At 54.4% G+C, this 21,554-nt stretch carries 19 protein-coding genes; 6 read left to right on the top strand and 13 right to left on the bottom strand.

The genetic code is table 11. From position 1 onward, the window contains the following. Positions 1-67: 67 nt before the first annotated feature. From gsiD to ACXIZX_RS05825, 5 genes are all read right to left on the bottom strand, one after another. Entirely contained in the window at positions 68-973 is a 906-nt protein-coding gene (gsiD, locus tag ACXIZX_RS05845) for a glutathione ABC transporter permease GsiD (RefSeq protein ID WP_061717201.1), read from the bottom strand. 10 nt (positions 974-983) lie between these two features. Next, entirely contained in the window at positions 984-1,904 is a 921-nt protein-coding gene (gene gsiC, locus ACXIZX_RS05840) for a glutathione ABC transporter permease GsiC (protein WP_061717203.1), read from the bottom strand. A gap of 49 nt (positions 1,905-1,953) precedes the next feature. Continuing rightward, positions 1,954-3,489, bottom strand: a complete 1,536-nt coding sequence (gsiB, locus tag ACXIZX_RS05835; protein WP_008102499.1) for a glutathione ABC transporter substrate-binding protein GsiB — start codon at positions 3,487-3,489, stop codon at positions 1,954-1,956. A 63-nt stretch (positions 3,490-3,552) separates the two neighbouring features. Further along, complete coding sequence (gsiA, locus tag ACXIZX_RS05830; protein WP_179451430.1) at positions 3,553-5,409, bottom strand: glutathione ABC transporter ATP-binding protein GsiA; 1,857 nt, start codon at positions 5,407-5,409, stop codon at positions 3,553-3,555. Between the two features lie 9 nt (positions 5,410-5,418). Then, on the bottom strand, positions 5,419-6,384 hold the full coding sequence (locus ACXIZX_RS05825) for an isoaspartyl peptidase/L-asparaginase family protein (protein WP_154181443.1): 966 nt from the start codon (positions 6,382-6,384) through the stop codon (positions 5,419-5,421). Positions 6,385-6,739: 355 nt separating this feature from the next. Between ACXIZX_RS05825 and moeA the strand changes: the two genes are divergently transcribed. Beyond that, positions 6,740-7,975, top strand: coding sequence for a molybdopterin molybdotransferase MoeA (moeA, locus tag ACXIZX_RS05820; protein ID WP_479404850.1), 1,236 nt, complete (start codon positions 6,740-6,742; stop codon positions 7,973-7,975). Further along, the gene (moeB, locus tag ACXIZX_RS05815; protein WP_479403767.1) at positions 7,975-8,727 is read left to right on the top strand and encodes a molybdopterin-synthase adenylyltransferase MoeB; all 753 of its coding nucleotides are present in this window, start codon (positions 7,975-7,977) and stop codon (positions 8,725-8,727) included. The genes moeA and moeB overlap by 1 nt, the downstream gene beginning before the upstream one ends. A gap of 82 nt (positions 8,728-8,809) precedes the next feature. Here the strand turns inward: moeB and ACXIZX_RS05810 are convergent, their stop codons facing one another. The 7 genes from ACXIZX_RS05810 to mntR all read right to left on the bottom strand — a co-directional run bounded on the left by ACXIZX_RS05810 (position 8,810) and on the right by mntR (position 17,336). Beyond that, positions 8,810-10,402 carry an ABC-F family ATPase gene (locus ACXIZX_RS05810; protein ID WP_008102523.1) on the bottom strand — a complete coding sequence of 531 codons (1,593 nt, stop codon included), beginning with the start codon at positions 10,400-10,402 and terminating at the stop codon, positions 8,810-8,812. Between the two features lie 188 nt (positions 10,403-10,590). Next, positions 10,591-10,992 (bottom strand): H-NS family histone-like protein, encoded by a 402-nt coding sequence (locus ACXIZX_RS05805; RefSeq protein WP_008102525.1) that lies wholly within the window; start codon positions 10,990-10,992, stop codon positions 10,591-10,593. Positions 10,993-11,408: 416 nt separating this feature from the next. Then, on the bottom strand, positions 11,409-12,938 hold the full coding sequence (locus ACXIZX_RS05800; protein ID WP_479403766.1) for an efflux transporter outer membrane subunit: 1,530 nt from the start codon (positions 12,936-12,938) through the stop codon (positions 11,409-11,411). A gap of 1 nt (position 12,939) precedes the next feature. Then, positions 12,940-14,508: a DHA2 family efflux MFS transporter permease subunit gene (locus tag ACXIZX_RS05795; RefSeq protein WP_154153149.1), complete on the bottom strand. Its 1,569-nt coding sequence runs from the start codon at positions 14,506-14,508 to the stop codon at positions 12,940-12,942. Further along, positions 14,505-15,632, bottom strand: a complete 1,128-nt coding sequence (locus ACXIZX_RS05790; protein WP_061717217.1) for an HlyD family secretion protein — start codon at positions 15,630-15,632, stop codon at positions 14,505-14,507. The genes ACXIZX_RS05795 and ACXIZX_RS05790 overlap by 4 nt, the downstream gene beginning before the upstream one ends. 115 nt (positions 15,633-15,747) lie before the next feature. Beyond that, positions 15,748-16,857 (bottom strand): SLC13 family permease, encoded by a 1,110-nt coding sequence (locus ACXIZX_RS05785; protein WP_479403765.1) that lies wholly within the window; start codon positions 16,855-16,857, stop codon positions 15,748-15,750. A gap of 20 nt (positions 16,858-16,877) precedes the next feature. Next, positions 16,878-17,336, bottom strand: a complete 459-nt coding sequence (mntR, locus tag ACXIZX_RS05780) for a manganese-binding transcriptional regulator MntR (RefSeq protein ID WP_008102536.1) — start codon at positions 17,334-17,336, stop codon at positions 16,878-16,880. A gap of 202 nt (positions 17,337-17,538) precedes the next feature. On the opposite strand from mntR, the gene ACXIZX_RS05775 reads away from it, so the two are divergent. Beyond that, on the top strand, positions 17,539-17,733 hold the full coding sequence (locus ACXIZX_RS05775; protein WP_008102539.1) for a hypothetical protein: 195 nt from the start codon (positions 17,539-17,541) through the stop codon (positions 17,731-17,733). Between the two features lie 132 nt (positions 17,734-17,865). On the opposite strand, the gene ompX is transcribed toward ACXIZX_RS05775, so the two are convergent. Further along, a complete protein-coding gene (gene ompX / locus ACXIZX_RS05770; protein WP_008102541.1) occupies positions 17,866-18,378 on the bottom strand; it encodes an outer membrane protein OmpX in 513 nt (170 codons plus the stop codon). A 378-nt stretch (positions 18,379-18,756) separates the two neighbouring features. Here ompX and rhtA point away from each other — a divergent pair, with 378 nt between their 5' ends. From rhtA to glnH, 3 genes are all read left to right on the top strand, one after another. Then, on the top strand, positions 18,757-19,665 hold the full coding sequence (gene rhtA, locus ACXIZX_RS05765) for a threonine/homoserine exporter RhtA (protein WP_154153155.1): 909 nt from the start codon (positions 18,757-18,759) through the stop codon (positions 19,663-19,665). Between the two features lie 297 nt (positions 19,666-19,962). Next, positions 19,963-20,466, top strand: coding sequence for a DNA starvation/stationary phase protection protein Dps (dps, locus tag ACXIZX_RS05760; RefSeq protein ID WP_036647916.1), 504 nt, complete (start codon positions 19,963-19,965; stop codon positions 20,464-20,466). 323 nt (positions 20,467-20,789) lie between these two features. Then, complete coding sequence (gene glnH, locus ACXIZX_RS05755) at positions 20,790-21,536, top strand: glutamine ABC transporter substrate-binding protein GlnH (protein ID WP_479404849.1); 747 nt, start codon at positions 20,790-20,792, stop codon at positions 21,534-21,536. Positions 21,537-21,554: the final 18 nt, after the last annotated feature.

Raw genomic sequence — 21,554 nt, 5'->3', positions numbered from 1 at the left:
GGGCGGGATTGTGCGGTGGGTGAAAAGGTCGCCATAAATGGCGACCTTACGGGCGACCGAAACAGCATCAGGTCTTCAATTTCGGATCCAGCGCATCACGCAAACCATCACCCAGCAGGTTAAACGCCAGCACGGTAAGGAAAATCGCCAGACTTGGGAAGATGGCGACATGCGGCGCAATCACCATATCGGCGCGCGCTTCATTGAGCATCGCGCCCCACTCCGGCGTGGGCGGCTGCGCACCGAGGCCGAGAAAGGACAAACTCGCCGCCGTGATGATCGAGGTACCAATACGCATAGTGAAATAGACCACAATCGACGACACCGTGCCGGGCAGGATGTGACGCATGATAATGGTCCAGTCCGACGCACCAATGCTGCGCGCCGATTCAATATAGGTTTGATGTTTCAGCACCAGCGTATTGCCGCGCACCAAACGGGCAAACGCCGGAATGCTGAAGATCGCCACCGCGACAATCACGTTGCTCATGCCGCTGCCCATAATTGCCACCACCGCAATCGCCAGCAGAATGCCGGGAAAAGCGAACAGCACATCGCAGATGCGCATGGTGATGCGATCCCACCAGCCTTCGTAATAGCCCGCCAGCAGACCTAACACGGTGCCGATCAGCGCGCCAATCGCTACCGAAAAGAAACCGGCAATCAGCGAAATGCGCGTGCCTACCAGCACGCGGCTGAAGATATCGCGCCCCAGCGAATCAACGCCAAACCAGTGCATCAGCGACGGCCCTTCATTTAGCCGGTCGTAATCGAAATAATTTTCCGCATCAAAAGGCGCAATCAGCGGCGCGATAAACGCCACCACAATCAGCAGCAGCACAAACAATCCGGCCAGCAGCGCCACATGCTGACGGCGAAATCGCCGCCAGAATTCGCGCCACGGCGTGCGTACCCGGTTTTCCGTGATAGTCGGCATGGTTTTCAATGCCGCGGCTCGTCGCCAGTTCTTCAATTGCGACTCCTTACTTGTAGCGAATTGCCGGGTTGATTGCCGCGTACAGCACATCGACAATCAGGTTAATCAGAATGAATTCCAGCGAGAACAGCAGCACTTCGGCCTGAATCACCGGGTAATCGCGCATCTCGACTGAATCCACCAGCAAGCGGCCTAAGCCTGGCCAGTTGAACACCACTTCCACCACAATCGAGCCGCCGAGCAGGAAACCAAACTGCAGGCCCATCATGGTAACCACTGGAATCATGGCGTTACGCAGGCCGTGTTTCACCACCACCAGCGATTCGCGTACCCCTTTGGCGCGTGCGGTGCGCATGTAATCTTCCTGCATCACCTCCACGAACGAGGCGCGGGTGAAGCGCGCCATCACCGCCGCCACCGCCGCACCCAAGGTGATCGACGGCAAAATGTAGTGTTTCCAGCTATCCGCGCCGACGGTCGGCAACCAGCCGAGCTCGACGGAAAACACCTGCATCAGCAGCATGCCGAGCGCAAACGCCGGGAACGAAATACCCGACACCGCCAGCGTCATGCCGATGCGATCGGGCCAGCGATTGCGCCATACCGCCGAGGTGATGCCAATCGCCATACCGAAAATCACCGCCCACACCATGCTGCTCAGTGTCAGCCACAGCGTCGGGAAAAAGCGCGCGGCAATTTCGTCAATCACCGGACGTTTCGAGACCAGCGAATGGCCGAAATCGCCCTGCACCGCATTGATCATGAAGTGCCAGAACTGCTTGATCAGCGGCTGATCAAGGCCGAGATCCTGACGCACCAGCGCCACCACCGAAGCATCCGCTTCCGGGCCGGCAATCAGGCGCGCCGGATCGCCCGGCAGCAAATGGACGAACAGGAACACCAGCACCGCCACAATCAGCAGCGTGGGAATCAGTCCCAGTAATCGTTTAAGAAAATAGTTGAGCATGCGAAGTCCTGCGCAGCATCGGCCAGCCCGCTAAGGCTGGCCGCGTCTGTTACTTCAGATCGGCCTCATCGAAATTGAATGAGGTATCGGGCATGACATAAAAACCGCTGAGGTTTTTATTGTTGGCTGAAAGCAGTTGTTCCACCACCAGCGGAATCCACGGATGGTCGTTCCAGATGCGATCCTGCGCGTCTTTGTACAGCTTAGCTTTCTGGTCGCGATCGGTGGTTTTCAGCGCATCGGCGAGATCCTTGTCCACCTGCGGATTGCTGTAGAACGCGGTGTTGAAGATCGCTGGCGGCCATGAGGTGGTGGCGAACAGCGGCGTCAGCGCCCAATCAGCTTCACCGGTCGAGGCTGACCAGCCGGTGTAGAACATGCGCACACCGCTCTCTTTCTGCCCTTTACTCTCCACTTCAGCGGCACGTTGACCGGCATCCATCGCCGTCACTTTCACCTTCACGCCCACCTGCGCCAGCTGCTGCTGGGTGAACTGCAGTACTTTCTGCGCGGTGCTGTGGTTATGCGACGACCACAAAGTGGTTTCGAAACCGTTCGGGAAGCCCGCTTCCTTCAGCAATTCGCGTGCTTTAGCCGGATCGTATTTGATCGCTGGATAGCTCTGCGCGAAATCGATGCTCGGCGGCACGATGCCGGTAGCTGGCGTGGCGTAACCGGCAAAGGCGACTTTCGCCAGCGCCTGACGGTTGATCGCGTACTCCAGCGCTTCACGCACTTTCGGGTTATCAAACGGCTTTTGCGTCACGTTGAGGCTGATGTAGCGCTGCATGATCGATGGCGTGGTGACCACATCGAGCTTGCTGTTGCCTTCCAGCAGTTTGGCCTGCTCGAACGGCACCGGGAAAGCAAAGCTCGCTTCGCCAGTTTGCAGCATCGCCGCGCGGGTGTTGTTATCCACCACCGGACGCCAGGTAATGCTATCCAGCTTCGGATAACCTTTTTTCCAGTAGCCATCCCACTTCTTCACTTTCACGAAGTCGGTCTGGTTCCAGGTATCAAAGGCAAACGGACCGGTTCCCACCGGATGGAAGCCGATATCCTTGCCATATTTTTTCAGCGCGGTTGGCGAAATCATCACCGCCGCCGGGTGCGCGAGGTTGTTGATGAAGGCCGAGAACGGCTGCTTCAGGGTGATTTTCACCGTGCTCGGATCGACCACTTCGGTGGTGGCGATATATTTGAACAGGTTATAGCGTTTGAGATGGTTATCCGGATTGCTGGCGCGATCGAGGTTTACTTTTACCGCTTCGGCATTGAAGTCGGTGCCATCCTGGAATTTCACGCCGGGGCGCAGCTTGATGGTGTACGTCAAACCGTCACTGCTCGCCTGATAGCTTTCCGCCAGCACGTTGGTCAGCTTCATGTCTTTATCGAAGCCAAACAAGCCCTGATAGAAAGACTTCGCCACCGCCTGCGACAGCGTATCGTTCGCGTCATACGGATCGAGCGTGGTAAAGGTCGAGGCTACCGCAATCACCGCATCTTTCGCCGCCCACGCGGGCAGCGCCAGCGCCGAACTCAACAAACCGGCAGTGATAACCCCTTTTCGCATAATATGGTGCATCGTTATCGTTCTCCTGTAATCCCTGTCATGTGCGACATCCAAAGATGTGCGGTTGTTTGCTGCTCAGGCGCCACTAATTGCGTGTCGGGCGACAAAATGGCCCGGCGCCACTTCCAGTAAAGGCGCCACTTCCGGCTCATCGCCCAGCGGGCGAATCGGGCTGGGGATCTCATCCACCATCAGCGCCCGCTCACGATGCCGGTGCGCCGGATCGGCCACCGGCACTGCGGCCATCAGTTTTTTAGTGTACGGATGGCGCGGCTGCTCAAATACCGCCTGGCGCGGCCCCATCTCCACAATCTGTCCGAGATACATCACCGCCACGCGATGGCTGATGCGTTCTACCACCGCCATATCGTGCGAGATAAATAAGAAGGCGATACCAAATTCACGCTGCAAATCGAGCATCAGGTTGATGATCTGCGCCTGAATCGACACGTCCAGCGCCGACACCGACTCATCGGCGATCACCACTTTGGGATTGAGCGCCAGCGCGCGCGCAATGCAGATACGCTGGCGCTGGCCGCCGGAAAATTCGTGCGGATAGCGCTGCGCATGTTCCGGCAGCAGACCAACGCGCTCCAGCAGCCAGGCAACGCGTTTCTCCGCCTGACGGCGATCCAGCGTTTTATGCACCAGCAGCGGTTCCATGATCGAGAAACCGACGGTTAAACGCGGATCGAGCGAGGCGTAAGGATCCTGAAAAATAAACTGGATATCGCGCCGCAACGACGCCAGCGCATTGCCCTGCAGCGCATCGATGCGCTGGCCGTCAAAGGTGATGGTGCCGCCCTGGCTGGCCACCAGCCGCAGCAGTGAACGTCCGGTGGTGGATTTTCCGCAGCCGGATTCCCCCACCAGCGCCAGCGTTTCACCGGCATGGAGATCGAAACTGACTTTCTCCACCGCGTGCACGCGACGCTTGACGCGATTGAGCAAGCCGCCGCGAATATCAAAGCGCGTGACTAAATCACGCACCTGCAAAATCGGCGGTCGATCGTGGCGCACCGTGTCCTGCGGCACGGCCTGCTCTTCGCGTCCGTTGCTGTGCAATAAGGGGAATTTAGCCGGTAACGGCTGGCCGTGCATCGCCCCCAGTTTGGGCACCGCCGCCAGTAACGCGCGGGTATACGGCTGTTGCGGTTCAGCAAATAGCTGCTGCACCGGCGCGCGTTCCACCACATCACCGCGATACATCACCTGCACACGATCGGCCATCTCCGCCACCACGCCCATATCGTGGGTGATAAAAATCACCCCCATCTGCATCTCTTTTTGCAGCACGCGGATTAGCTGCAGAATCTGCGCCTGAATGGTGACGTCGAGTGCGGTGGTGGGTTCATCGGCAATCAGCAGCGCCGGTTTACACGACAGCGCCATGGCAATCATCACGCGTTGGCGCATGCCGCCGGAGAGTTGATGCGGATAGCGTGATAACACGTTTTGCGCTTCGGGAATGCGCACCAGATCGAGCATGCGCCGCGCTTCCGCCAGCGCCTGCTGATGACTTTTGCCCTGATGCAGACGGATGGATTCCGCAATCTGCTCGCCAACGGTGAATACCGGATTGAGCGAGGTCATCGGCTCCTGAAAAATCATCGCCATATCGGCGCCGCGCACTTTGCGCATCTGACCGTTCGACGCGCGCATCACATCCAACACCTCGCCATTGCGACGCCGCAGCTGGATTTCGCCGCTCACTTCACCGCCGGCCTGCTGAATCAAACGCATCAGCGCCAGCGAGGTGACGGATTTGCCCGAGCCCGATTCGCCCACCAGCGCCAACGTTTCACCGCGATGCAGGTCGAGCGACAGGTTGCGTACCGCTTCGGTAATGCGACCTTCATGCTCAAAGCGCACGTTAAGATCGCGCACCGCCAGAACCTGCTCCGGCGCAAACTGCAGCTGTTGGTCCGTCATGCCTGCTCCTTAGCTGTCGCGGTAGATCGCTACCTCAACGTCGCCATCCACGTAGGCGAATCCGCGATACATGCCTTCGCTGTTAAACGGCAGCGCCACATTGCCTGCGGCGTCAATGGCAATCAGCCCGCCGCTGCCCTCCAGCTCCTGCACTTTGTCATGAATGACGTTGGCGGTGGCCTGTTGCAGCGAGCGTCCGGCGTAATGCATCTGCGCCGCCACGTCGTAAGCGGCGAGCGTACGGATAAACACTTCGCCAGTGCCGGTACAGGAGACCGCTACTGTGTCGTTGCTGGCGTAGCAGCCCGCACCGACCAACGGCGAATCGCCCACGCGACCGGCCTGTTTGTTGGTCATGCCGCCGGTTGAGGTGGCGGCCGCCAGATTACCCTGAAGATCGAGCGCCACCGCACCAACGGTGCCAAATTTGCGATCCGGGTCCAGCGGATCGTCGCTGTGGCTGTTTGCTTCGCCGTCGTGGTCCAGCACCATTTGCTGGCTGTGCAGCGCGCGCTGCAGCTGTTCCCAGCGTTCCGGCGTGGAGAAGAAATCTGCCTCGACCGGCGCTAAACCCTGCTCGGCGGCAAAGGCTTCTGCGCCCGCACCGATAAACAGTACGTGCGGACTGTTTTCCAGCACTTTACGCGCCGCCAGAATCGGATTGCGGATGTGGCTGACGCCCGCGACCGCGCCGACGTCCAGCGTGCGGCCATCCATAATGCTGGCATCGAGTTCATGCGTGCCCTGATGGGTGAACACCGCGCCCTTGCCCGCGTTAAACAGCGGACACTCTTCCAGCAGGCGCACAGCTTCGGTAACGGCATCCAGCGCACTGCCGCCGGCGGCCAGAATCTGCTGGCCTGCGGTAACGATTGCGCTGAGTTGCTGACGATAGTGCTGCTCTTTTTCGGCGCTCATTGCCGCACGCGTAATCGCGCCCGCACCGCCGTGAATTGCGATAACTGCTTTAGCCATAACCGGTACCCTGTGAAGGAATCAGAACCAAAAACACTGATTTAGAATGGTTTTCATCTTTTTTTGGCAATTTTCGACTATAGAAAGGCCCCCTCATCTTGTAAAGCAGAAACTGCCTGCGCGGTCATAACCTTTTATTGTGGATTATGCTTTTTTGGTTGTGAGTGGTTTTTCCGGTCGCCATAAATGGCGACCCTACAAATACACGCGCAATATTGTAGGGTCGCCATTTATGGTGACCGAAAATTCAATCAGCCGTAGCGTGAAATACCCCTTCCTGACCACCAACTCTCGCTTAACGGCCACGCATTACCCATAATAGACCGCATCTGAAATTAACCAGGCAGAGATGGACATGGAACCTTTTACCGCAGGATTAATCTCCCTCGAAGACGCGCAGCAAAAGATGCTGCAACAGCTGACGCCGATCAGCGATTCGCTTAACGTCTCGCTGTTTGAAGCCGCCGGACGCATCACCGCGAAGCCGATTCTTTCGCCGCTGGATGTGCCCTCGTTTGATAACTCGGCGATGGACGGTTACGCGCTGCGTCTGGCTGATATCGCGCCTGACCGCGTATTACCGGTGGCCGGTAAAGCGTTTGCTGGCGCGCCGTTTAACGGTGCGTGGCCAGCGGGCAGCGTGATCCGCATCATGACCGGCGCGCCGATTCCCGCCGGTTGTGATGCCGTGGTGATGCAGGAGCAAACGGAGCAGCGCGACGGCGGCATTGTAATTACCGCGCCGGTGCAGGCCGCGCAGAACATTCGTCGCATCGGCGAAGACATTCAGGCGGGCAAGCAGGTGCTGGACACCGGAGTACGTCTCGGCGCGGCCGAACTGCCGCTGCTGGCGTCGCTGGGGATTGCTGAAGTCAGCGTGCTGCGCAAACTGCGAGTGGCAATTTTCTCCACCGGCGATGAATTGCAGGCGGTCGGTCAGCCGCTGGCGGAAGGTCAGATTTACGATACCAACCGCTTTACCGTGGCGTTAATGCTCAACAAACTCGGCTGCGAAGTGATCGATCTCGGCGTCATTGCCGACGATCAGGCGGCGCTGCGTACTGCCTTTACCGAAGCCGATCGTCAGGCCGATGTGGTGATCAGCACCGGCGGCGTGTCGGTTGGCGAGGCCGACTTCACCCGTGCGATGCTGGAAGAGCTCGGCGCCATCACCTTCTGGAAACTGGCGATTAAGCCGGGTAAACCTTTTGCCTTTGGTCGTCTGGCAAACAGCTGGTTCTGCGGTTTACCGGGCAATCCGGTTTCTGCGGCAGTAACTTTCTATCAATTAGTCCAGCCGCTGCTGGCCACCTTAACCGGTCAAACCACGCGCATCATGCCGCTGCGCCAACGCGCACGCGCCACCCAGCGTTTGAAGAAATCCCCGGGTCGTCTCGACTTCCAGCGTGCGATTGTTAGCCGTGGCGATGACGGCGTGCTGGAAGTGCGCAGCACCGGTGCGCAAGGTTCGCATGTGTTCAGTTCGTTTGCGCTGGCAAACTGCTTTGTGGTGCTTGAGCGCGATCGCGGCGATGTCGAACCCGGCGAATGGGTGGAGATCGAAGCCTTTAATACGCTGCTGGAGGGCTAATGAGCGTTGAGTTGAGCGATGAAGAGATGCTGCGCTATAACCGCCAGATCGTACTGCGCGGTTTTGATTTTGATGGCCAGGAGAAGCTGAAGGCATCACGCGTGTTGGTGGTCGGCCTCGGCGGTCTCGGCTGTGCAGCAGCGCCCTATCTGGCATCGGCGGGCGTAGGACATCTCACCTTGCTCGATTTCGATACCGTTAGCCTGAGCAATCTGCAGCGCCAGATCCTGCACAGCGATGCGAAGATTGGCATGGCAAAAGTCGCCTCGGCGCAGCAGCAGTTAGCCGCAATTAATCCGCATTGTCAGCTGGAGCCAATTGATGCACAGCTGGACGACGCGCAGCTCAGCGCATTGATTGCACGGCACGACGCGGTGGTGGATTGCACCGATAACGTCGATACCCGCGAGCAGATCAATCGTCTCTGTTTTCAGCACAAGGTGCCGCTGATCTCCGGCGCAGCGATTCGCATGGAAGGCCAGCTCAGCGTCTTCACCTGGCAGCCCGGCGAGCCGTGTTATCGCTGTATTAGCCGTTTGTTTGGCGATCAGGTGTTAAGTTGCGTAGAGGCGGGCGTGATGGCGCCGCTGGTTGGCGTGGTTGGCGCAATGCAGGCGATGGAAACCTTAAAAGTGCTAACGACGTTCGGTCAACCCGCTAGCTCGCGCTTACTGATGTACGATGCGATGAGCGCAGAATTCCGCAGCATGAAGGTGGCACAAGACGCGCATTGCGAAGTGTGTGGTGAATAAGGTCACCATAAATGGCGACCCTACATATGTAAGGTGCGATTTTTCGTAAGGTGCGCATTAATGCGCACCTTATTTTTCACACTTAAACAATCCCCTGGCTGCGCAGGTAATCTTCATAGTTACCGGTGAAGTCGATAATACGATCGGCTTTCATCTCCATCACGCGGGTCGCCAGCGAGCTGACAAACTCACGGTCGTGCGAAACGAAAATCAGGGTGCCTTCGTACATCTCCAGCGCCATGTTGAGCGACTCGATCGATTCCATATCAAGGTGGTTAGTCGGTTCATCCATGATCAGGATGTTCGGCTTCTGCATCATCAGCTTGCCAAACAGCATGCGGCCCTTCTCACCACCCGACAACACTTTGGCTGGCTTGTTGATCTCGTCGTGACCAAACAGCAGGCGGCCAAGAATACTGCGCACCGCTTGTTCGTCATCGCCTTCCTGCTTCCACTGGCTCATCCAGTCGAATACCGTCAGATCTTCAGCAAAGTCTTCCGCGTGATCCTGGCCGTAATAACCAATGCGCGCATTCTCGGACCATTTCACCGTGCCGCTATCTGGCGTATGTTCACCGACCAGCGTTTTCAGCAGCGTGGTTTTACCGATACCGTTGGCACCGAGGATCGCCAATTTCTCGCCGACTTCTAACATCAAGTTGAGTTTATTAAACAGCGGACCGTTATCAAAACCTTTGGTCAGCGCTTCAACTTCCAGCGCATTACGGAACAGTTTCTTATCCTGGTCAAAACGGATAAACGGGTTTTGACGGCTGGACGCTTTAACTTCTTCCAGCTTAATTTTATCAATCTGCTTGGCGCGCGAAGTTGCCTGACGTGATTTAGAGGCATTGGCGCTAAAACGGCTGACGAACGATTGCAGATCGGCAATTTGCGCTTTCTTCTTGGCGTTATCCGATAATAAACGTTCGCGTGATTGAGTAGCCGCGGTCATATATTCGTCATAATTACCTGGATAAACGCGCAGTTCGCCGTAATCCAGATCCGCCATATGCGTACACACCATATTCAGGAAGTGACGGTCATGCGAAATGATGATCATGGTGCTGTTACGTTCGTTGAGCACTTGCTCCAACCAACGAATGGTATCGATATCCAGGTTGTTAGTCGGTTCATCGAGCAACAAAATATCCGGATTAGCAAATAATGCCTGCGCTAAAAGCACACGCAATTTCCAGCCCGGCGCAATTTCGCTCATCGGACCGTAGTGCTGCTCCACCGGAATGCCAACGCCCAGTAATAATTCACCGGCACGTGATTCCGAACTGTAACCGTCCATCTCGCCGTATTCGACTTCGAGATCGGCGACTTTATAGCCTTCCTCTTCGCTCATTTCCGGCAAAGCATATATACGGTCACGCTCTTGCTTCACTGCCCACAATTCATTGTGGCCCATGATCACGGTGTCCAGCACACTATATTGCTCAAAGGCAAATTGGTCCTGACGTAACTTACCGATACGCTCATTGGGGTCGAGGGAAACATTTCCACCCGTCGGCACCAGGTCGCCGCCCAGTATTTTCATAAAGGTAGATTTACCGCTGCCGTTCGCACCGATTAAACCGTAACGATTACCGCCGCCAAATTTAACGGAGATATTTTCGAACAGCGGCTTACTGCCGAACTGCATGGTGATATTGCTGGAAACTAACACGGCATTGACCTTTGTTACGCAGTGGAGGAAAAAACAGCGGGCATTATGCCAGAAGCGGGCACCCGTACGCCACCTCTGCGCCAGAGGCAGAGAGGGTAATCGGCTGAACGTCTTGAGCTAATACAAAAAAATAAATAAAAAAGCCGAAGGCGTTGGCCTTCGGCTCCCACTTACAAGGATTGTGCGGATTATTTGATCAGGAAAGTATCGAGGCTTTTACCTGAATCCAGCGCTTTTTTAATCGCAGCTGGGGTACGGCCTTGGCCGGTCCATGATTTTACTTCACCGTTTTCGTCGGTGTAAGAATATTTTGCTGGACGTGGTGCACGCTTAGCGCGTTTTTTACCAACTTCCAGAGCACCCAGTAATTCGTTCGGGTCAATACCGTCAGCCAGCAGCATTTCGCGATATTTAGACAGCTTCTCTTCTTTTTCGCGGTTCTGCGCTTCTTCTGCGTTTACTTCGTCACGACGTTCAGTCACAACAACAGTTAATTTTTCCAGAATTTCTTCCAGATCGGTCAATGGCAGTTCACGAGCCTGCGCACGTAATGTGCGAATGTTGTTCAGAACTTTAAATGCGTCACTCATCACAATGTCCTTGCTTAAGGGGGTTAAATAAACTGTAGTGGCAAGATTACCTAATTCAAATAAAAAAATAAATTAATTTTATTGTCCGGATTTATCTGAACTTGCTTACCTAATTCTTACATTGAGCTTTAAAACGGGTAAGGTTGCTTTAATTAACCCTGAATTAACAACTCAAGGTTGTTCCTTATGGAGGAACTGGAATCGATTTCAGTCCGATATTCTCAGGTAATAAACAACCATTTAGGCGCTATTGCGTGCTGCAGCATTAGTGAGCATAAAGGTAAGCAAGGATTAATGGTGTAACGAAAAACCTATTTTCATTGTGGAGTAATATATTGCTGAGGATGAGAGAAGAATCTCATTTTTTCTTATCGTGCCGATAAAAAAGCCGGTGGTTAACCGGCTACTAAGGGAAATTAATGCACTTCCGTCGCGGGACCAAACACTGAATAGTCTGGCAGATTGACATTTTGATAAGGTTCCCAGCCACCGCCCAGCGCTTTATATAACGCCACTAAATCGAGTGCACTTTGCATGCGCGCCTGCGTCGATTGCGCTTTAGCTTGCGCCAATTGTCGCTGCGCATCTAATACTTCGAGGAAAGTAGAAATACCCTGACGATAACTGTCGCTGGCTAAATCAAATGCACGTTGCAGTGCGCCGGTGGTTTCATCCAGTGCAATAACCTGCTGTTGATCGGCACGATAACTCACCAGCGCGTTCTCCACATCCTGTAGCGCGGTTAATACCGTTTGCCGATAATCAAGCGCCGCGCTGGCTTGCTGCGCGCGCGCCAGTTTTACGCTGGAGACTAAACGGCCGCCCTGAAATATAGGAATCGATAGCGACGGCCCAACACTAAAGAAGTGGCTGCTCCAGTCATCCAGATAACTGGCATCGGTATTTCGCACGCCCAGTTGCCCGGTGAGCGACAGGCTAGGGAACAGGTCGGCAACCGACACGCCAATGTTCGCGGTTTCCGCATGCAAGGTCGCTTCGGCCTGACGAATATCCGGACGTCGCCGCGCCAGCGTGGACGGAATGCCCACTGGCACCAATTTCGGCAAATCGGGCAGCGGCTTTATGTTCATCAGTTCATTATCCAGCGCGCCCGGCGTTTTACCCAGCAGCACCGCCAAACCGTTCATCGCCTGCTGCTGCTGCGCCTGATATTGCGGCAGCTGCGCATTCAGCGAGGCCAACTGCGCGCGGGCGTTTTCCACATCGGTGGTCGGCGCTAAGCCGTTTTGCTGCTGGCTTTTGGTTAGTTCCCAGGTTTGCTGAGCCACCTCGATCTGCTGTTGCAAGGTCGCCAGCACCGCCTGCGAACCGCGCAGTTGCAGATAGGCACGCGCGACTTCAGCTTCCAGCGAGACCAACGCATCGTTGCGCTGCTCGATAGCCGCCTGCTGCTGCGCATCCGCGGCTTCCATCTGGCGGCGCACTTTGCCCCACAGATCCAGCTCCCAGCTGGCGTCGAAGCTGCCCTGATACAAGGTAACGGAATGATCTAAACCGTTGAGCTGGCTGGCGACATCGCTATCAACCTGGTCATAAACGCCGTTAGATTTCAGCAAACCTTTTAAACCCAACTGCTGGCGTGTGACCTTTGCCGAGCCGTTAAGCGACGGGAATAGGCCACCGCGCGCCTGCGCCAGCTGCTCACGCGCACCGGCAATACGCAGTACCGATTGTTGCAGCGTTAAGTTGCCAGCAATGGCGCGCTCAATCAGGCTATCAAGCTGCGGATCGTTAAAGCTTTTCCACCACAGCGGATTGGTCGCCGCCGCCAGCGGCTTAGACGCTTGCTGTGAAGGTAAATCATGGTAGCCGCCCGGCGTGTGCGCCTGCGGTGGCTGGTAATCCGGTCCTACCGCGCATCCGGCCAGCAACAGTGACAGCGCCAGCAACGTCAGTGACGGCTGAGATCGCGAAATCATTTTCATTTTAATGTGCTCCTGCACCGCCTTCGCTCTTAATTGGCGAAAGCAACCAACAGAATGGAATCAATAGCAGCGCCACAATACTGAGGCCCATAAATACGTCGATGTACGCCAGAATACGCGCCTGGGCGATCATCTCCTGATAGAGCTGCCCGCTCGCCAGCACCAGCGGATCGCCCACGGCGGTGGTGAAATTACGGATCGAATCAGCCCAGTGTTGCAGCGTGAGATTGTAAGGCTCGTTGAGCGGCGACATGTTGTGCACCATGCTGGCCGAACGCGTCTGCATGCGTTCCGTAATGCCCGCCGTCGACAGCGAAATGCCAATCGAGCCCGCGACGTTACGGAACATGGTGAACAATGCTGAGGCATCGGCGTTTAATCGCTGCGGCACGGTAATGAACGCAATGGTGGTCAGCGGCACAAACAGGAAGCCGAGGCCGATCGACTGCGCGCTGCGCATCATCACCAGCGTGGTGAAATCGACGTTGGGCGTTAACGTGGTGGAATAGAAGAAGGCGCTGGCAAGACAGGTGAAGCCGAACGCTATGATGTAGCGCGTTTGCACGATCGGCATCAGTTTCAGCACGATGGGTATCGTCAGCACAATCAATATCGCGCCGGGCGATAGCACCAGCCCCGACCAGGTTGCAGTGTAGCCAAGATCCTGCTGCGCCAGCTGGGGAAGCACCACCGAACTGCCGTACAGAATCATCGCCATGCCCGCCATCAGCAAGCCCGCCACCCAGAAGTTGCGATCTTTCATTACGGTGAGATCGACCACCGGTTTACGGGCATACAGCAGCCAATAAATGGCGCCGATAATGCCGATCACCGCCAGCATGGCGAACAGGCGGATAAAGTGCGAGGCAAACCAATCTTCATCTTCGCCACGATCGAGGAACACCTGCAAACAACCGAGGCCCAGCGTGATCAGGCTGATGCCGATGTAATCAATCTTCAGGCGGCCTTTATCCCACTTGCGTTCCCACGGCGGATCTTCCAGCAATTGATAAATCGCCATCACCGTCAAAATGCCAACCGGAATATTAATGAAGAACACCCAACGCCAGCTGTAGTTGTCGGTGATCCAGCCGCCGAGCGTTGGACCAATCACCGGCGCGACGATAATCGCAATCGACGACAGGCCAAAGGCTTTGCCGCGATCTTCGGCTTTGAAGTAATCGAGAAGTACCGATTGCTGCACCGGCTGCAATCCGCCGCCAAAAAAGCCCTGCAACACGCGGAACAAAATGATCTGCCACAGTTCCGTGGCGATGCCGCACAGGAAGGAGCAGATGGTGAACATCACGATGCAGATCAGGAAGAATTGCTTGCGGCCAAACAGGCGGCTGAAGAACGCCGAGATCGGCAACACGATGCCGTTGGCGACCAGATAAGAAGTCAGAACCCAGGTCGATTCGTCGTAGCTGGAGGAGAGCGAGCCGGCAATGTGCGGCAGCGCGACGTTAACGATGGTGGTGTCGAGGATCTCCATAAACACCGCCAGCGTCACCGTAATAGCGACCAGCCACGGATTGCTGGCCGGACGCCAGCTTTCGCTCGCACTCATTCCACTGTGACCTTCGGCTCAACCGACAAGCCCAGCGGCAGCGGATGGTTAGGATCCAATCCTTTATCGATGACGATTTTCACTGGCACGCGCTGCACGATTTTCACGTAGTTGCCGGTGGCGTTTTCAGCCGGGAAGGTGGAGAAGCGCGAACCGGATCCCATCTGCACGCTATCCACATGCCCTTCCAGCTTCATATCCGGCCAGGCATCGACACTGATTTCCACTTTGTCGCCCGGCTTCATGCGCGCCAGCTGCGACTCTTTGAAGTTGGCGTTAATCCAGATTTCAGGCGAAACCAGCGAGAACAGCGCGCTGCCAGCCTGCACCAGCGTGCCGAGGTGCACGTTACGCTTGGTGACGAAGCCATCGTATGGCGCGCGAACCTGGGTATAAGAGAGATTCAATTCGGCGGTGTTGAGCTGCGCCTGCGCCTGCTCAACTTGTTGCTCACGCGCTTCAACATTGGTTTCCTGCTGGCGGATTTGCAGCTTCACCTGAGAAGCCACTTCAACCTGCGCTTTAGCGCTTTGCAGTTGCGCTTCAGCCGAACGCAGCTGCGCGGCGGCAGTATCAATATTGCGCTGTGAAGTCGCACGCGGATCAACACCGCGCTGGCGACGATAATCGGCTTGAGCGTTGAGCAAGTTGGCCTGCGCTTTGGCCTGATCGGCGAGCGCTTGATCGCGCTGCGCCGGATACTGCACGCGAGACAAGGCTAACTGCGCCTGCGCCTGATGCAGCTGCGCCTGTGCCAGACCAAGCTGGGCTTTGGCCTGATCGCGCTGCGCTTCACTGTCGCGCGCATCGATCTCCACCAGCAAATCGCCCTGCTTTACGCGCTGGTTATCGCGCACCAGCAGCTTGACCACGTAACCGGCCGCTTTCGGCGCGATAGTCACCGCATTGCCTTCGGTAAAGGCATCATCAGTGCTTTCAATATTGCGCGTGGTGAGCCAGAACCATAATCCCACCACGATCATGATCACCACCACAATGGCGAGAAAAATCAGCGGCTTCTTTCCGGGGCGTTTACGTTCTGGTTCGTTGTTATCTTGATGGGTATTCGAGGTGTTTTGCGGATCCTGCTGATCGCGTTCAGACGGTTGATTCTGGTTTTCCATAATTTTTCATCGTAGGCGGTTGTCCCGATTCCCGGGCAAAAACGGTCAACATAACCTTAGATGGGAAATTGACAAATGCCAATGCAACTTTACACAAGCCGACATCGGCATCGCGCTAACGTATGAGGTGTAACAGCAGCCATCCGCCCAACATCGACCAAGCCAGCATCGGGATGGAAAACAAGTGGAAACGCCACCAAACACGCGCATCTTGCGCCATGCGCAAGGCAATCAGGTTGGCGAGCGATCCCGGTAATAAGCCAAATCCACCGATATTCACCGCCCACGCCAGCACGTCGGACGGTGGCACTTTCTGCAAAAGCAGAATGGTGGCGGGAACGTTACTGATGAATTGCGACAGGCCAATGGCCAGTAGATAGAGTCCGCCCTCGCCTAGCTGACCAATAGCGGCAAAATGCGGCTGCAGCCAGGACAAATGCATCAACAGGAAGACATCGATAAACATCGCCACGAACACCAGCAGCAAACTCCAGTCGATGCTGATCAACACGCTACGCGCCATAATCAGGAAACAGGCGGCCACCAGCAGCAACGCCCAGCCGGTCATTTTCAGCTCGAGCGCCACGATAAACACGATGTACAGCAGCACGCTAATCGTGAACAGCGGCTTGTACCATGTTTGGCTTTCGGTTTGGTCATGTTTCTGGATTACGCGCGCCGGGAAACTCCACCACGTCAGCGCCATTAGCGTGAGCATTAAAAATGCCGCCAGCGGCGCCATTTGCGCAATGAAGCCTGGCACGCTGAGCGTACCGTGACTCCACAACAGAATGTTTTGCGGGTTGCCAACCGGCGTCAGTAAGGAACCTGCGTTCACCGCCAGCGCTTCGAAAATGATCAGGCGGGAAATAGGCAAGCGCGAAAATTTGCGCAGCGTTAGCGTTAGTGGCACCAGAATAAACAGCGCAACATCGTTGGTGAGAAAAGTAGACAGCAACGCGGCGGCGCATACCATGAACAGCGCAAGTGCGCGTTCATGTTGAAAACGTTGGATCAAGCGCGCGCCGAGCACATCAAAATAGCCGCTGTTCTCTAGCCCTTTGGTCAACATCAATAAGCCGGTGAGCGTCATGATGGTGTGCCAGTCCACCGCGGCAGGCAGTTGCGACCAGCGGAAATTCGCCAGCGGCAACATGATCACACCCAACAGCAATAACAAATGCAAAATACGATCGCGCATTAAGGAACGAAGCAGATTGGGCATGATGGCGGAAGGCCTTGTAGTTAGCGACTCTCGTAGAATTTCTGGAACACGGCCAGGGTTTCATCACTGACGTGATGCTCCAGGCCTTCTGAATCACGGCGTGCGGTTTCCGGGCTAACGCCCAGCGCCAACAGGAAGGTTTCAACAATATGGTGACGAACGCGGCTCGCTTCAGCCAGCTTCTCACCTTCAGCTGTGAGGAATACGCCGCGATACGGCACTTGCTCAACTAAGCCGGTGGTGCCAAGACGCTTCAGCATTTTCGCCACGGTCGGCTGGGATACGCCCAAACGTGCGGCCATATCCACCTGACGCGCTTCGCCAAATTCACGTATCAAATCAGAGATTAATTCTACGTAGTCATCGATCAGCTCACGACGATGCGCCTCGCGCACCTGACGAAATCCTTCGACATGCTCCTCTATCTCTTTTAGCGGGCCCTGGGGCATGTTGGTGGCGATTTTTGCACGACGACTCATCTAACTTCCTCTTTATTATCTGCCGCACTTTACCTGCGGTGCGGGCTGGCTGCGCCCATTGTAAACCAGGCACAAATAAGCACAAATTTTTCCTAAATAGTGTTGGCTAAAGAGTATAGCCAGTGCTATCTTTGTTGATAATGTAAGCGAATAGCTTATAAAGGCTACAAAGAAATTGTCGTCATTCACTCGGGAGGTGAACATGACTACCATGAAAAACTGCCTCGACTGTGGCAAATGTTTCCAGGCTGAACAGAGCAAACCGGCTTTTGAGCTGAAATCACTGCTGTGCCTGTTTACCCGCTCGCCGTTTGCGCTGCGTTTGATGCTGATTGAAAAGCTCACCGGCAAACAGCTGGTTGAACGTCCGTGCCCAAACCTGATCTGGCGCGGCTAACGTTCCCGACTTCTAATAAAACCCGCTCACGTAGCGGGTTTTGTGTTTCTGGTAGCCGGTAAACCATATTTTGCGCCCATAAAAAAACGGCCCCGAAGGACCGTTTATTGTGCAACTGGTCTAAGCAAGAACTTAGAAGCTGTAACCTACGCCAGCAATCCAGGTGCCAACGTCGACGTTGCGGATACGGCTCTGCTCGTAACCTACGTCAACTGCGATGTTCTCGATTGGGTTGAACTGCATACCCGCACCGTAAGAGAAACCGTAGTCGCTTGAATCAGATTTAGAACGTACTGCGGTATCGTTCTGCTGGAATTTGCCGTAGCCCACACCAACAACACCGTAGATGCTTGCCCAGTCGTTCAGACGGTAAGCTGGACCACCGGTGATGCCGTAGTACTGGCCTTTGTTATAAACGCCAGCATCAGTACGATCTTTCTCGGTGTAGGTGAAAGAACCGATCCAACCCAGTGGGTTAGAACCGTCTTCGTAACGATATTTCAGGTTGAAGCCGTTTGCTTTGTTAGCAACGCCTTGATAATCGCTCTGAGCGTAACCACCGGTAACGGTGCTTTGTGCCATGGCAGAACCTGCAGAAACTGCAAGTACACAAGCCAATGCTGAAAGACATGCAATTTTTTTCATAACCACCTCAAATGTGAATATACTTCTCTCCTGACAACGCTGTAAATATAACAAAAAACAGCAAGAAACTCTGCCCGCATTTTGTTGTCTAACAGATTGTTTGGTGTAACAGAAAGTTAATGAAGTTTCCTATGTCATTCATTTTACTTATAAAAACCATCATATTCCTGCAACATAAATTCCGATCACAAAAAATGCCTTTAAGTAAATTCCTAAACTAACCTGACGTTTCTTTACGGAAATGGCCCTAAAGATGGCCAAATTATGACCTGTTAGCGCTTTTTAATTCCCCGATTCGCGTCTCCTTATTTGCCGAAGATTCCTTTACACTGAGCGCTTGTTACCCTGCTGTTAATAAATAAAGGACTGGATTACAGGATGTCTGCGCCTCAAACGACCAAAAATATGGCCCCGGTGTTGTTCCCTATTGCCGTGCTGCTGATTGCCATGCTTTCGCTGCAAGGCGGCGCTTCGTTGGCAAAATCACTGTTTTCCACCGTTGGCGCGCCCGGCATTACCGCGCTGCGTCTTGGTCTTGGCACGCTGATTCTCTGCATCATCTTCAAACCCTGGCGTTTGCGCTTTACGCGCGAGCAGCGCAAACCGCTGCTGATGTACGGTTTAGCGCTTGGCTGCATGAACTATCTCTTCTATTTAGCGATTCGCACCGTGCCGCTGGGCGTTGCGGTTGGATTGGAGTTTCTGGGTCCACTGACGCTGGCCTTGATCGGCGCGCGTCGTCCGCTTGATTTTATTTGGGTGCTGCTGGCGGTGGTGGGTTTGTGGTTCCTGTTACCAATCGGTGAAGGGATGAGTCATATCGATCCGCTCGGTGCGCTGTTAGCGGTAGGCGCGGGTGCCTGCTGGGCAGTTTATATTCTTGCGGGTCAGCGGGCGGGCGCGGAACATGGCCCGGCAACGGTGGCGATGGGTTCGCTGATTGCCTCAGTGATTTTTGTACCGCTCGGCCTGACATTCGCCGCGCCGGGCATCTGGCATTGGGAAGTACTGCCGTTAGCGCTGCTGATCGCCCTGCTCTCCAGCGCCATTCCTTATTCTTTAGAGATGATGGCGCTAACGCGATTGCCAGCGCGCATTTTCGGCACCTTAATGAGTCTGGAACCGGCGATGGCGGCGCTTTCAGGCATGTTGTTCCTCGGCGAACTGTTAACGCTGCAACAGTGGATGGCGCTGCTGGCGATCATTGTCGCTTCGGCAGGTTCAACGCTGACCATGAAACAAAAAAGCGCAAAAATAAGCGAAGTGGATATCAATCATCCGCAATAAATATTCAACACGTTAGCCTGCTTTGCTGCAGGCTAAATATAGAAGCATTCTCATTTTCATTTTTAATGTGGCGTTAGGATTTCTCCGTTATTATTTTGCAACACGATTAATAAATAATTAACACAATCCACAACCTTCTGTTTTACTTCAACTAATATTTAAACCGCACAATCCCTGAGCAACATTAAGGTTTATCTATTCCTGTCATTGATTTAATCAATCCTGCAGATTAAAAAACTGCTGCTATACTTATTTCCGTGCTTGATTAGGACAACCATCAATAAGAGGACATTAATGATGAGTACCGCAAAACTGGTTAAAACTAAATCGTCTGATCTGATTTACACCCGTAATGACGTCGCTGACAGCGATAAGAAAGCGACCATCGAGGTGCTCAACCGTCTGGTAGTGGAGTTTATTGACCTGTCGCTGATCACCAAGCAGGCGCACTGGAATATGCGTGGCGCTAACTTTATTGGCGTACATGAGATGCTGGATGGTTTCCGTGCGGCCATTACCGATCACCAGGACACTATCGCTGAACGTGTGGTTCAGCTAGGCGGCGTAGCGCTGGGTACCACTCAGATCGTTAACGATAAAACACCACTGAAAAGCTATCCGTTGAACATTCATAGCGTGCAGGATCACCTGAAAGCGCTGGCCGATCGTTATGCGATTGTGGCGAATGACACGCGCAAAGCCATTACTGAAGTGAGCGATGAAGACACCGCTGATATCTTCACTGCGGCATCGCGCGATCTGGATAAATTCCTGTGGTTTATCGAATCGAATATTGAATAAATCTCAGTGTTATAACGAAGGCGGGTTATCCCGCCTTTTTTTACGTCTGTAACATTGTGGTGCTTTTTTTGACGTCGTTAACAATTCCTTAATCCCTTCTTTCGCTCTCCCCGCCCTTGGTGCACACTGTGCCTGCACCACAACAGCACCATGCACCAAAATGAAGCACCAATAAGGTGCAAAACTTTTCTTCTGCGCAAAATCGTGTCAGCAAGTGCTTAAAACTACTGATTTCCTGCAAAATGAAAAAGTTGGCATAATTTTTTCATATGATACGCCGTACAGCAGGCCACAAGGCCTGAAGGGTAATAAGGAAAAAAATGATGAAGTCATTGATTAAAGTCTCCGTGGCCGCGTTAGCGCTGGCCTTCTCGCTTTCTTCCACCGCAGCAGACAAAAAACTGATCGTCGCAACCGACACCGCATTCGTTCCCTTCGAGTTCAAACAAGGCGATAAATACGTCGGTTTTGATATCGATCTGTGGGATGCCATCGCGAAAAAATTGAAACTCGATTACGCCTTTAAGCCAATGGATTTCAGCGGCATCATCCCTGCACTGCAAACCAAAAACATTGACCTGGCGCTGGCGGGTATCACCATTACCGAAGAACGTAAAAAAGCCATTGAGTTCTCTGACGGCTACTACAAAAGCGGCCTGCTGGTGATGGTGCGCGAGAACGAAAAAGACGTGAAGAGCATTGACGATCTGAACGGCAAAGTGGTTGCAGTGAAGAGCGGCACCGGTTCGGTTGATTACGCGAAAGCGCACATCAAATCGAAAGATCTGCGTCAGTTCCCGAACATCGACAATGCTTACATGGAGTTAGGCACTAACCGTGCTGACGCTGTGCTGCACGATACCCCGAACATTCTGTACTTCATCAACACCGCCGGTAAAGGCCGCTTCAAAGCGGTTGGCGAGTCGATTGAAGCGCAGCAGTATGGCATCGCGTTCCCGAAAGGCAGCGACGACCTGCGTGAAAAAGTGAACGGCGCACTGAAAACCCTGCGCGACAACGGCACTTACAACACCATCTATAAAAAATGGTTCGGTACTGAACCAAAATAATTGCGGCTTAAGCCGATT

This window comes from Candidatus Pantoea symbiotica, assembly GCF_056491525.1.
This window is presented reverse-complemented; position numbering and strand designations above follow the sequence as displayed.

Bases quoted from the DNA above. Each gene is read 5' to 3' on its own strand.
- ACXIZX_RS05775 (WP_008102539.1), top strand. From the start codon at position 17,539: ATGACTACCATGAAAAACTGCCTCGACTGTGGCAAATGTTTCCAGGCT.
- ACXIZX_RS05805 (WP_008102525.1), bottom strand. From the start codon at position 10,992: ATGAGTGACGCATTTAAAGTTCTGAACAACATTCGCACATTACGTGCG.
- moeB (WP_479403767.1), top strand. From the start codon at position 7,975: ATGAGCGTTGAGTTGAGCGATGAAGAGATGCTGCGCTATAACCGCCAG.
- gsiA (WP_179451430.1), bottom strand. From the start codon at position 5,409: ATGACGGACCAACAGCTGCAGTTTGCGCCGGAGCAGGTTCTGGCGGTG.
- glnH (WP_479404849.1), top strand. From the start codon at position 20,790: ATGAAGTCATTGATTAAAGTCTCCGTGGCCGCGTTAGCGCTGGCCTTC.
- mntR (WP_008102536.1), bottom strand. From the start codon at position 17,336: ATGAGTCGTCGTGCAAAAATCGCCACCAACATGCCCCAGGGCCCGCTA.
- ompX (WP_008102541.1), bottom strand. From the start codon at position 18,378: ATGAAAAAAATTGCATGTCTTTCAGCATTGGCTTGTGTACTTGCAGTT.
- gsiB (WP_008102499.1), bottom strand. From the start codon at position 3,489: ATGCACCATATTATGCGAAAAGGGGTTATCACTGCCGGTTTGTTGAGT.
- ACXIZX_RS05785 (WP_479403765.1), bottom strand. From the start codon at position 16,857: ATGCCCAATCTGCTTCGTTCCTTAATGCGCGATCGTATTTTGCATTTG.
- ACXIZX_RS05800 (WP_479403766.1), bottom strand. From the start codon at position 12,938: ATGAAAATGATTTCGCGATCTCAGCCGTCACTGACGTTGCTGGCGCTG.
- ACXIZX_RS05825 (WP_154181443.1), bottom strand. From the start codon at position 6,384: ATGGCTAAAGCAGTTATCGCAATTCACGGCGGTGCGGGCGCGATTACG.
- ACXIZX_RS05790 (WP_061717217.1), bottom strand. From the start codon at position 15,632: ATGGAAAACCAGAATCAACCGTCTGAACGCGATCAGCAGGATCCGCAA.
- moeA (WP_479404850.1), top strand. From the start codon at position 6,740: ATGGAACCTTTTACCGCAGGATTAATCTCCCTCGAAGACGCGCAGCAA.
- gsiC (WP_061717203.1), bottom strand. From the start codon at position 1,904: ATGCTCAACTATTTTCTTAAACGATTACTGGGACTGATTCCCACGCTG.
- rhtA (WP_154153155.1), top strand. From the start codon at position 18,757: ATGTCTGCGCCTCAAACGACCAAAAATATGGCCCCGGTGTTGTTCCCT.
- ACXIZX_RS05795 (WP_154153149.1), bottom strand. From the start codon at position 14,508: ATGAGTGCGAGCGAAAGCTGGCGTCCGGCCAGCAATCCGTGGCTGGTC.
- dps (WP_036647916.1), top strand. From the start codon at position 19,963: ATGAGTACCGCAAAACTGGTTAAAACTAAATCGTCTGATCTGATTTAC.